Annotated in this window: 10 protein-coding genes; 7 read left to right on the top strand and 3 right to left on the bottom strand. The window is 40.9% G+C overall.

Annotation, left to right across the window (positions count from 1 at the left end; translation table 11 throughout):
* The first annotated feature begins 61 nt into the window (after positions 1–61).
* From surE to ACOV1Q_RS15080, 5 genes are read left to right on the top strand one after another with little or no spacing between them, the layout of a single operon-like run.
* On the top strand, positions 62–844 hold the full coding sequence (gene surE / locus ACOV1Q_RS15100) for a 5'/3'-nucleotidase SurE (RefSeq protein WP_424495229.1): 783 nt from the start codon (positions 62–64) through the stop codon (positions 842–844).
* Entirely contained in the window at positions 837–1,118 is a 282-nt protein-coding gene (locus ACOV1Q_RS15095) for a hypothetical protein (protein ID WP_424495228.1), read from the top strand. Before surE ends, ACOV1Q_RS15095 begins: the two co-directional genes overlap by 8 nt.
* 2 nt (positions 1,119–1,120) lie before the next feature.
* Positions 1,121–2,254, top strand: a complete 1,134-nt coding sequence (gene lpxB / locus ACOV1Q_RS15090; protein WP_424495227.1) for a lipid-A-disaccharide synthase — start codon at positions 1,121–1,123, stop codon at positions 2,252–2,254.
* The gene (locus tag ACOV1Q_RS15085) at positions 2,244–2,738 is read left to right on the top strand and encodes a C40 family peptidase (protein ID WP_424495226.1); all 495 of its coding nucleotides are present in this window, start codon (positions 2,244–2,246) and stop codon (positions 2,736–2,738) included. Before lpxB ends, ACOV1Q_RS15085 begins: the two co-directional genes overlap by 11 nt.
* Positions 2,739–2,763: 25 nt before the next feature.
* A complete protein-coding gene (locus tag ACOV1Q_RS15080) occupies positions 2,764–4,803 on the top strand; it encodes a ComEC/Rec2 family competence protein (RefSeq protein ID WP_424495225.1) in 2,040 nt (679 codons plus the stop codon).
* 3 nt (positions 4,804–4,806) lie between these two features.
* Here ACOV1Q_RS15080 and ACOV1Q_RS15075 read toward each other — a convergent pair whose 3' ends face one another.
* The 3 genes from ACOV1Q_RS15075 to ACOV1Q_RS15065 all read right to left on the bottom strand — a co-directional run bounded on the left by ACOV1Q_RS15075 (position 4,807) and on the right by ACOV1Q_RS15065 (position 9,341).
* A complete protein-coding gene (locus tag ACOV1Q_RS15075) occupies positions 4,807–5,349 on the bottom strand; it encodes a thioredoxin family protein (RefSeq protein WP_424495224.1) in 543 nt (180 codons plus the stop codon).
* Positions 5,350–5,543: 194 nt separating this feature from the next.
* On the bottom strand, positions 5,544–7,151 hold the full coding sequence (locus ACOV1Q_RS15070; RefSeq protein WP_424495223.1) for a peptide MFS transporter: 1,608 nt from the start codon (positions 7,149–7,151) through the stop codon (positions 5,544–5,546).
* A gap of 24 nt (positions 7,152–7,175) precedes the next feature.
* A complete protein-coding gene (locus ACOV1Q_RS15065; RefSeq protein WP_424495222.1) occupies positions 7,176–9,341 on the bottom strand; it encodes a S9 family peptidase in 2,166 nt (721 codons plus the stop codon).
* Between the two features lie 218 nt (positions 9,342–9,559).
* On the opposite strand from ACOV1Q_RS15065, the gene ACOV1Q_RS15060 reads away from it, so the two are divergent.
* Both ACOV1Q_RS15060 and ACOV1Q_RS15055 read left to right on the top strand, forming a co-directional pair.
* Entirely contained in the window at positions 9,560–10,876 is a 1,317-nt protein-coding gene (locus ACOV1Q_RS15060; protein ID WP_424495221.1) for a hydroxymethylglutaryl-CoA reductase, degradative, read from the top strand.
* Positions 10,873–11,787, top strand: coding sequence for a GYDIA family GHMP kinase (locus ACOV1Q_RS15055; RefSeq protein ID WP_424495220.1), 915 nt, complete (start codon positions 10,873–10,875; stop codon positions 11,785–11,787). Before ACOV1Q_RS15060 ends, ACOV1Q_RS15055 begins: the two co-directional genes overlap by 4 nt.
* Positions 11,788–11,890: the final 103 nt, after the last annotated feature.

Below are 11,890 nucleotides of genomic sequence, written 5' to 3'. Positions count from 1 at the left end.
ACTACGAATTTAATGTTTCCTCAGGAAATTAATTTAATTTAGCAGTCATAAAAACACTTCTATGTCTAAAAACAAACCGCTAATCCTGGTCACAAATGATGATGGTATCACCGCCCCCGGTATAAGAGCCTTAATTGAAGTTATGAAACAACTGGGAGATGTAGTAGTAGTAGCGCCAGACAGTCCTCAAAGCGGAATGGGACATGCAATTACCATAAGCAACACCTTATTTTGCGACCCTGTAAAAGTCAAAGAAAATACGAAGCATAAAGAATATAGCTGCTCTGGTACTCCTGCCGATTGCGTAAAAATAGCCACCCAGGAGATATTGCGTAGAAAGCCGGACCTGTGCGTAAGCGGAATTAACCACGGCTCCAATTCTTCGATCAACGTCATTTATTCGGGTACGATGAGCGCCGCTGTGGAAGCGGGTGTGGAAGGAATTCCCGCTATAGGGTTTTCTCTTCTGGATTATTCCCTCACCGCAGATTTTGAACCCACAAAAAAATTTGTAAAGACAATTACCCGAAATGTTCTTAAGAACGGATTACCAAAAGGTGTTGTCCTAAACGTGAACCTGCCCAAGCTCAAGGAATCTGAAATTAAAGGAATTAAGATCTGCAGGCAGGCAAGCGCACACTGGGAAGAACAATTTGATAAACGAACCAACCCGCAGGGGCGGGATTATTACTGGCTCTCAGGAAAATTTATCAATGAAGACGAAGGACAGGATAGCGACGAATATGCTCTTTCCCAGGGATATGTTTCTGTAGTACCTGTACAATTTGACCTCACGGCTCATCATGTGATACGCGATCTAAATACCTGGAAACTGAATGATTAAAAAAGACATTTTTCTCGGCTTTTTGATTGGCCTTTCTGCAAATTGCATCGGCATATTACTTTATATTCTGTTGTTTTCCGGACTTGGAATTGCCGAAGCTATTGTGGAGGCCCGAAAAGAAGAATTCCTGGGAACACTCATAGCGGCAGGTGCAATCCTCAATTTTATACCATTTTTCTTTTTCCTGAAAAGAGAAAAAATCTACCGGGCACGTGGTGTACTAATGGCATCCATTTTTGCCGCATTGGCCATTGCAGTCTTAAAAATCCTATAAAAATGAAGTATTATATCATTGCCGGAGAAGCTTCAGGTGATTTGCATGCAGCCAATCTAATGCGGGCAATAAAGCAAGAAGATCCTGAAGCCGAGTTTAGATTTTGGGGAGGAGATCTTATGCAAAAGGCAGGAGGAACCACGGTTAAACATTATCGCGATCTCGCGTTTATGGGCTTTGCCGAAGTGCTCCTGAACCTAAGAACCATTCTCAGCAATATTTCATTCTGCAAAAAAGACATCACCGCATGGCAACCAGACGTTTTAATTTTTGTGGATTATCCCGGCTTTAACCTTAGAATTGCTAAATGGGCGCGAAAAGAGGGTTTTAAAACTCATTTTTACATCTCACCGCAAATCTGGGCCTGGAAAGAAAATCGCATCAAAGAGATTCGTCGTGACATTGATGAAATGTATGTCATTCTTCCTTTTGAAAAAGAATTTTACGAAGAAAAACATCAGTTTGATGTACATTTTGTAGGGCATCCGCTTATTGACGCCATAGCAAACAGGCCGCAGGTAGATATCTCAGAATTTAAATCGCGGCACCAACTTGATGAGCGGCCGGTAATTGCTCTCCTTCCGGGAAGCCGCAAACAGGAAATCTCAAAAATGCTAAAAACGATGTTGAGTATAACCGGTGATTTTGAAGAATACCAGTTTGTAATCGCGGGAGCACCAAGTCAGGATCCAGAATTCTATGCGCCTTATATTAAAAAGAAAAACGTACACCTGGTGATGAACCAGACTTATGACGTACTTAGCCTTGCCACCGCAGCTTTGGTGACCTCGGGAACCGCAACTTTGGAGACAGCGCTTTTCAAGGTGCCCGAAGTAGTTTGTTACAAAGGCAGCTTTATTTCATACGAGATTGCCAAACGCATTATCAAACTTGATTATATTTCGCTGGTGAACCTGGTAATGGATCGCGAAGTGGTAAAAGAACTTATTCAGAAGGATTTTAATAAAAAGAACCTGAAAATTGAGCTCAAAAAGATCCTTTCTGAAGAGAATCGCACAAAAATGTTTGAAGATTATCACGACCTGGAGTTAAAACTAGGCGGTACAGGCGCCAGTAAGAAAACAGCAGCATTAATTGTAAAAAGCATCTCCTCAACTTCCAAAAATGACATTTAAAAGAGTATTTCCCGTTCTGCTTTTGTTACTTTTCATGGCTTCCTGCGGAAGTTCCAGAAAAAGCATTCGTACGGAAAATTCCACGAAAAATCCTTCGGAGGATGTGATGCTGCGCGTAAGCGAAACTGCCCAGACTTATGTGGGGACAAAATATCAATACGGCGGAACCACTAAACAAGGAATGGATTGCTCCGGACTCATTTACACTGCTTTTCTGGAAGAAAACATCTCTTTTCCCCGCACTTCAGGTGACATGGCGAGGCTTGGAAAGAAGATTCCGTTGCGGCAGGTGCATATTGGAGACCTTCTTTTCTTCAAAACAAACAAGAAGAAGAGATCTGTAAACCATGTAGGGCTTGTAGTAGATACCACAGCGAATGAAGTATTCTTTATTCATTCCACCACTTCGCGTGGCGTTATTATTTCTTCTTTGGACCAAAATTACTGGAAAGATAGTTTCGCCATGGCCCGGCGTGTAAAATAGCAGTATATTAGGTAATCATTTGACTATGAATTACCTGAACACACCTTTAATAAGAATATGCATCTTTTTTGTTGGAGGAATCCTGGCGGGCTTCTTCCTTAAACTACCACTTGCTTTACTTTTTGGCTTTTTTGCATGTATTTTCCTGCTGTTTCTGTTCTCGTATCAGTTTTCAAAAAGGCTATTTTCACGCCAAATTTATTTTGGGATAGCTACCTTTCTCTTATTCTTCTTCACCGGAATTCTCACCACTCAGCTCCATCTTCCTAAAAATCAGCCCAAGCATTATACCCATAAGATTTCTTCGGAAAATGCTGCAAAAACCTCATTTTTGACTGTCACTGTAACCGAAGAATTAAAGCCCGATCTATACAACCAGAAATTCATCGCAAGCGTAAAAAAGCTGGGAGAAGACCTCGTTCACGGAAAGATCCTCATCTCCATCCAAAAAGATTCTTTAAAAGCACCTTTTTCGGTGGATGATGTACTTGTTATACATGCCGCTGTTGAACCTATAAAACCACCTTTAAATCCGCACCAGTTCAACTATAAGAGCTTCATGGAGAACCGCGGAGTACTTGCACAAGTATTTTTGAAGAAAGAAGATTTCGTAAAGTTAAATCTTAAAAGTAAAAGTCTGTATGGAATCACCGCCGCCTGGCGTTCCAACATCACCACGAAACTCCGGCAAAACAACCTGAAAGGAGATGAGCTCGGCGTGGTGCAGGCATTGCTATTGGGCCAAAAACAGGATATTTCACAAGAAACCTATAACAACTATGCAGCTGCAGGAGTGATCCACATTCTGGCAGTATCTGGCCTGCATGTGGGGATCATTCTCTTTCTCCTGCATTGGTTGTTTTCACCACTCGAAAGGTCAAAAAGAGGAAGATTTCTAAAAACAATACTCATAATCGTTCTTTTATGGCTTTTTGCATTACTCGCAGGATTATCACCTTCGGTAATAAGAGCGGTCACCATGTTTTCTTTCGTGGCCATAGGCTTACAACTAAAGCGGCGCACCAGCGTTTTGAACACCTTGTTCCTGTCAATGATGCTGCTTCTGCTTGTGCGGCCGCAATTCATCTTTGAAGTAGGATTTCAACTTAGTTACCTAGCGGTCTTTGCCATCGTCTTACTGCAGCCTCCACTTTACGGCATGTGGAATCCAAAGTACAGACTTATAAAATACTTCTGGGGATTACTAACCGTCACGATCGCGGCACAGGCTGGTGTGCTGCCGCTAAGCTTATTCTATTTTCACCAGTTCCCCGGACTTTTCTTTATTTCAAATCTCGTCATTCTGCCCTTTATGGGTTTTATCCTGGCTTATGGCATCGTGGTCATATTTCTTAGTTTAATAGGTTTTCTTCCAGCCTTTATAGTAGATTTTTATGGCATTGCCATACAGCTGTTAAATGATTTTGTGGGATTTATGGCACTACAGGAACGTTTTCTTTTTCGGGATATTCATTTTTCAGGGATACAGGCACTGGCTTTGTACGCTCTAATAATGATACTTTTTCTTCTTCTGAAGAAAATCAGCTACCGCAGAATTATGTTGGCACTCACAGGAATTATTTTTCTTCAGCTGGTTTATTATTTCGAAAAGCACGAAGCTTCTTCCGAAGAAATTGTCGTGTTCCACAAAAGCCGAAGCAGCATGGTCGGCTTAAAAGATGCTCAAAAGCTCACTTTAGCGACTAATTTTTTTGAGGAAGCCAAAGAGCCTACACTTCTAAAAAATTACAGCGTGGGCGAAAACATTTCTACTATAGAAATTAAAGAGATGCAAAACTTCTATAAAGCAGGAAGCAAACTGCTCATGGTAATAGACAGTGCAGGGATCTATAAAACTGATATTCCCAATCCGGAACTGCTACTTCTAACAAATTCTCCAAAAATAAATTTAGATAGAGTACTGCATGAATTAGACCCTGAAATTATTATTGCCGATGGCAGTAATTATAAGTATTATGTGGAGCGCTGGCAGGAAACCTGTAAAAAGAGAAGTATTCCTTTTCACTACACCGCGACAGATGGTACCTTCAAAATAGCATTTTAGAGACTACTTTTTAAAAGTCGCCTGGAAGGCCTCCTGGTACTTTTTCCATTCTTCGTTTGAGGTGATCTCTTTGTAATCATCTTCTGCAAACAACTTCAAAAATACCTCCAGCTGCCCGGGAGTCCTGTAACCCGGTGTTACGTTCAAAAGATTACCCTTTTCATCGAAAAATGCCAGGGAAGGATAGCCGGTAATCTTCATGGCCGTCGCAAAAGTATGCTGGCTATTTCGACCCTTCCTTTTTGGATCGAAATTAGGATTTTTAAATGTGTGTTCTTTGTAGCTAATGGTCTCGGTTCCTTCAGCATTGAATTTTACGGCATAATAATTTTCATTAACATATTCGGCCACATCTTTATTGGAAAAGGTGTTCTTATCGAGCATTTTACAAGGGCCACACCAGGTGGTGTAGGCATCCATAAATATCTTTTTAGGCTCTTTTTTCTGAGCTTCCAAAGCTTCATTCATGCTCATCCAGTTAATTTTCTGCGCCTGGACTCCGCCACTCATGAATATTAACGAAACAATAAAAAATATTTTGTGCATAGCAATTCTTTCCATCTTTTTTCCAAAAACCAATTAAAACCGTTCGAGGGTAAAACGCCAATTGAAGAGAATTATTTTTACGTGACAAATAAGTCTTTATCTCTTCAACCTAAATATAAAATTGCGCCTTCAAATTTTAAATAAAAAGGTCTGCCCTAAATTGACAGACCTTTTATATATACTAATGTATTTAGTTATCTAATTCCATGCATTTTCTTCACCAGCAACTTGCTCATCAGCAGCATTACTATTCCTGCACCAATTGGAACCAGGGTGAAAATTAGAAAGAAAGTTGCCATGGAATATGTCTCACTTATATAGTCGATGTAACTTCCTGTCCAGCCCCCTAATAGGTTGGCAACGAAATTTGCCATGAACCATATACCAAACATTAATCCTACAAGACGTGTGGGTGAAAGTTTACTCACGTATGAAAGTCCTACCGGCGAAACGCATAATTCTCCAAGCGTGTGCAACAAATAAGCTAGAACCAGCCAGATCATACTCACTGAAGCAGCTTCGGCACCTGCAGGTATTCCGGATGCTCCATAAGCCAACGCAGCAAAACCAATACCCAATAGAATTAATCCAATCGCAAATTTCACAGGTCCGGATGGATTGTATTTACTTTCCCATATCTTGGAAAATAGTGGTGCAAATAAAATAATGAATAGGGAGTTTAGAACGGAGAACCAAGAAGCCGGCACTTCGGTTGCTTCTGCCTGAAACTCTCTGTACAACATCCAAATTACAATCGCCCAGATAACGACAAAACTCAAGCCCAGGAAAAAATTCGAAAGTGCATAAAATTTATAAATCTGCTTGAATAGAAGCAATAATACCCACGTAATTACTAACATTGGTATTACTGTAATAACTGTGTTAATTATTTTAAATATGAGTGCACTGTCTCCTGCAACCACCCTGTCTGTATAATCTGCCGCAAAAATAGTCATAGAACCTCCAGCCTGTTCGAAAGCCCACCAAAAAAAGATGGTGAAAAAAGCGAAGACTCCAATTACAAATAGGCGGTCCTTTTGAGCGGCTGGAGATATTGCCTCAGGTTCATTAACATTATCATCTTGCAGTATCTTTCCACTCTCCTCCTGAGCCTCTCCTTTTAAAGTTCTAGAGTCAACATACTTATCCATTTCCTTCGGACTAATTCCAATTTTTCCGAAAAGTTTTTGCGCAAAATAGAATTGCAACATACCCAAGAACATGAAAATTCCTGCCAATCCAAATCCATAATGCCAGCCTATTTTTTCCCCAATGTAACCGCATAAAAGAATTCCTAAGAAAGCACCCGCATTTATACCCATGTAAAAAATGGTATAACCTGCATCCTTTTCTTTATCGTTGCTTTTGTAAAGCTGTCCTACAATTGAAGAAATATTGGGTTTAAAGAGACCATTCCCAATGATCAACAAAGCCAGTCCTAAATAGAAAAATACATCTGTAAAACCTTCTAAGGCCATTGATCCATGTCCTAAAGTCATAAGAAGAGCTCCCCATACCACGGCATTACGGTAACCTAGAAGTTTATCAGCTATAAGCCCCCCTAGAATAGGAGTTACATATACTAATCCTGTATACCATCCATATAACAATAAGGCATCCTCTCGCGGCCATCCCCATCCTTCATTCATTATTGAAGCAGTAAGAAAGAGCACAAGAAGTGCGCGCATTCCATAGTAGGAAAAACGTTCCCACATTTCTGTAAAGAAAAGAACGAACAGTCCTGAAGGATGTCCTAAGACCGTTCTTTGATTATATTCAGAACCTCCAAATTTGAATTCCATTTAATCTGTTTTAGAATTGATATTTTATAAGTTTTCTTTAATAAAGTTGGTCATGAGGGTATACAGGTGCAAACGTGTATTGCCGCCGTAGATTCCATGATTCCTGTCTGGATAGATCGCCCAGTCAAACTGCTTGTTTGCCTGCACGAGTGCTTCTATCATTCGCATGCTGTTTTGTACATGAACGTTGTCATCACCGGTACCGTGTACCAGCAGGTAATCGCCCTTTAATTTCTCCACATGATTAATTGGAGAATTCTCATCATATCCTGAGGGATTCTCCTGCGGAGTAGTCATATATCTTTCGGTGTAGATGGAATCATAGAATCTCCAGCTGGTCACAGGCGCAACAGCAATAGCCATTTTAAAGGTATCGTTGCCTTTCAGGATCGCGTTGGATGACATAAATCCTCCATAGCTCCATCCCCAGATGCCCATTCTTTCTGAATCAATATAATCCCGCGCTCCCAATTGTTGAGCAGCCGCGATGATATCTTCTACTTCGTATTTTCCTAATTCCTTTTGGGTTACTTTCTTGAAATCTGCTCCTTTAAATCCGGTTCCTCTTGGATCTACTGCTACTACAATGTAGCCCTCATTCGCCAAAAGCTGGTACCAATAGTCATTCGTATTAAAGAAGGTGTTGGAAACGGATTGTGAGCCAGGACCGGAATATTGAAACATGAACAGCGGATACTCTTTATTCTCATCAAAATCTGACGGACGAATCATCCACATGTTCAAGTCATTCCCATTTACATTGATGGTAGAAAATTCTTTTGGTGAAAAACCGTATTCTTTAATCTGTTCTGCCAAAGCAGCGTTATCCTTTATTTTCCTTACCAGTTTTCCGTTTTTGGCCTGGTGTAGCGTATACATTCCGGGCATGGTGGCGCTGGAAAAAGAATTAATAAAATAAGTGAAATCTGCACTAAAATCTGCACGGTTGTTTCCGGTTTTTTCCGTTAAACGTTTCTTCCCTTTTCCATTTGTTCTAATGGAATAAACATCTCTGTTGATACTTCCGTTCTCTGTGCTCTGGAAAAAGATCCTTTTTGAACCACGATCATATCCGTAGTAATCGGTCACTTCCCAGTTCCCTTCGGTTACCTGATTTTTCAGGTCTCCATCTTCATCATAAAGATAAATATGGTTCCATCCATCTTTTTCACTGGTCCAGATAAAGCTGTTATCCTCCAAAAAAGTCAAATTATCGGTAACATCTACGTAAGCTTCATCTACTTCGTTCAAAACCACCTGCGCCTGCCGCGTTTCAGCATTTACAAAAATAAGGTTCAGGTTATTTGGGTGCCTGTTTAAGGTTTGCACACTTAGAATGTCCTCATCATTCGTCCATTCTAATCTTGGGATGTATTCATACTCCGGAAGCTGAATTTCACTCGTTTCTTCGGAAGCAAGATCGTAAAGATGTAAGGAAACTTCTGAATTTGCTTCTCCGGCTTTAGGATATTTAAACCTGTTTTGGGTTTGATAAAGGTCCTGCCCGTACATATCCATAGAAAACTCCGGAACTTCAGATTCATCAAACTTCAAAAATGCTATTTTTTCCCCTGTTTTATTCCAGCCGAAAGTTCGCACAATAGAAAATTCCTCCTCATAAACCCAGTCAGAAACTCCGTTGATAATACTATTTTTGAGACCGTCTTTTGTGATTTGCTGTACATTTCCCGAAGAAAGGTCTTTCACATAAATATTATTTTCATAAACATACGCCACCCGGTTGTTATCTGGAGAAAGCGTAGGCTCCTGAATCCTGTCTTCGCTGATCTTTTGAATACTGCCAGAGTCAACATCATAGATATAAAAAATTCCGCGGGTAGAACGACGGAAAATGGATTCTACCTCGGTAGCTAAAATGATCTTTTTCTCATTTTCACTAAAAGTAAAGTCACTGAAATTGTCCACCTCATTTAGATTGGCGCTATTCACCAAAGTTCCGGTTTTTTCACCAGTTCGATAAGAATATACATCAATGCTGGAAGTACCATTACTGCGGTCATAATTCAGCACCACATATTCTTTCCCATTTTTGAGGGATTGAAGCGACTGAAGCCTTTCCTGCCGGAAGGTTCCGTTCCAAATTTCTTCTAATGTTATGTCTTTTGTTTGTGCAGAAACAGCTGCACTCAGGGTAAGTAAAAAGGCAAAAAGCCTGTAAGCTATCTTCATCGTATTGTGAGAATATTTTTTGATTGCCAAGTTTACTAAAAATTCGGCTAAATTAGGCCACAGCACGTGTTAAATCACAACAAGATGTTAATACAATTCTCCCTTTTCAAGACGCTTATTTACTGCAGGAACCCTATTCTTCTGCAGGATTTCGAAATTTCTCAAATTTTCGCCAGTAAAATGAGTAATTGTATCTTTGCAGCTCCAAACTTACTAGCATGATCGAACCTATTTCAGGATTTTCAAAACTTCAGAAGCAAGAAAAAATATCCTGGCTGGCCCAAACTTACCTGAAGGATTCCCCGGAAGCTTCAAACATTCTTGAACAATACTGGAACCCGAAGAAGGAGCTACAGCAGCTCCACGAAGAATTCACCGAAAACACCATTTCCAACTATTATCTACCCTTTGGGATCGCCCCAAATTTTCTTATTAATGAAAAGCGATATGCCATTCCCATGGCCATAGAAGAAAGTTCTGTGATCGCGGCGGCCAGTAAAGCCGCAAAATTTTGGGGTGAAAACGGCGGATTCCAGGCGAAGGTGATCAATACCCAAAAAATTGGTCAGGTGCATTTCATGTTTGAAGGCAATCCTGAAAAACTTCAGCGCTTCTTCGACCAGGTGAAAAGTACACTTTTATCATCGGTTTCCCATCTCACCAAAAACATGGAAAAACGTGGCGGCGGAGTTCTGGACATAGAATTAAAAGACAAATCGGCGGCACTGGAAAACTATTTTCAGCTTCATTGCACCTTTGAGACCAAAGATTCAATGGGCGCGAATTTCATTAACACCTGCCTTGAAAAATTTGCAGAAACCCTGAAAAGTGAAGCCGAAAAATACACCGAATTCACTCCTGAAGAAAAGGACCTGGAAATCGTGATGAGCATTCTCTCTAATTATGTTCCTGAATGTATTGTAAGGGCTGAAGTTTCGTGTCCTGTAGAGAACCTGGACAGCCCCGAAATGAGCGGAATCGCTTTTGCTGAAAAATTTGTGCAGGCTGTAAAGATCGCCGAAATCGAAAAATATCGTGCGGTAACTCACAACAAGGGGATTATGAATGGTATTGATGCCGTTGTTTTGGCCACTGGTAACGATTTTAGAGCCATTGAAGCCGGCATTCACGCCTACGCTTCCAAAGACGGAAATTACACCAGCCTTACACATGCAAGTGTTGAAAATGGCATTTTCAGGTTCTGGATGGAAATTCCGCTGGCGCTGGGAACGGTGGGCGGACTTACAAGTTTGCATCCGCTTTCCAAAGTTGCACTGGAAATTCTTCAGAAACCATCGGCACAGGATCTTATGAAGATTGTGGCAGTCGCAGGCCTTGCTCAGAATTATGCTGCGGTTAAATCTTTAATCACCACAGGAATTCAGCAGGGGCACATGAAGATGCACCTTATGAACATCCTGAATCAAATGAATGCTAGCGGAGAGGAAAAAGCTGCTTTGGCAGCTCATTTTAAAACCAATACAGTGACCCATCGGGCTGTGGAAGAAGCGCTGCAAAACCTAAGGAATTCATGAAAGAATTTTACAGCAACGGCAAATTATTACTTTCCGGGGAATTTGTAGTGCTTGACGGAGCGACGGCACTCGCGGTTCCTACAAAATTCGGCCAATCGCTACAGGTAGAAAAGTTAAAAGAGCCTTTACTCCACTGGAAAAGCATAAACCACGAGGGTCAAACATGGTTTAAAGCGAGCTACAGCCTCAAAAACGGTATTTTAGAAACAACTTCTGAAAATGAGATCAAAGAGGTTCAAAAAAGACTTCTCAACATTTTGACACAAGCGGCTCAGCTGAATCCAGATGTACTTTCAGGCTCCGGATTTAAAGTTACTGCAAAACTGGATTTTCCGCAGGAATGGGGACTTGGATCGTCTTCTACACTTGTAAATAATATTGCCAACTGGTTTGAAATTGATGCTTTTGAATTACTTTCAAAAACATTTGGCGGAAGTGGCTATGACATCGCCAGCGCTCAAAATGACACTCCTGTGACTTATTCTCTCACCCCTAATGGAAGAACGATTTTCACGGCAGATTTTGATCCCGCTTTTGCAGATGAATTGTTCTTTGTGCACCTAAACCGTAAACAGAACAGTCGTGAATCTATTCGACACTACAAAAATCAGTCAAAAGGGAAATTGAAGGAAGCGGTTGATAAGATCTCCGGCCTCACGCACCAGTTGATTTCCGCGGAAACGATCACGGAATACGAACTTCTGCTTGAAATCCATGAAACGGTGATCTCACAGGTGATAGATACGCCAAAAATAAAAACTCAGCTATTCCGGGATTACCCGCGCACCATTAAAAGCCTTGGCGGCTGGGGAGGCGATTTTATTCTCGCCACCGGCAAGGAAAAAGAAAAGGACTATTTCAGAAACAAGGGCTACAACACCATTTTAGACTACCGGGAAATGGTTTTATAAGCACATTTAGAAGTTAGCTGGAAACACCATTTTTGAAACCCGGGAATCCGAAGAAAGCATAAAAAAGTCCGTTCTGATGAGAACGGACTTTATATTTTAAGGC

This window comes from Salinimicrobium maris, from assembly GCF_049680855.1.
In the GTDB taxonomy this organism is placed as follows: domain Bacteria; phylum Bacteroidota; class Bacteroidia; order Flavobacteriales; family Flavobacteriaceae; genus Salinimicrobium.
This window is presented reverse-complemented; position numbering and strand designations above follow the sequence as displayed.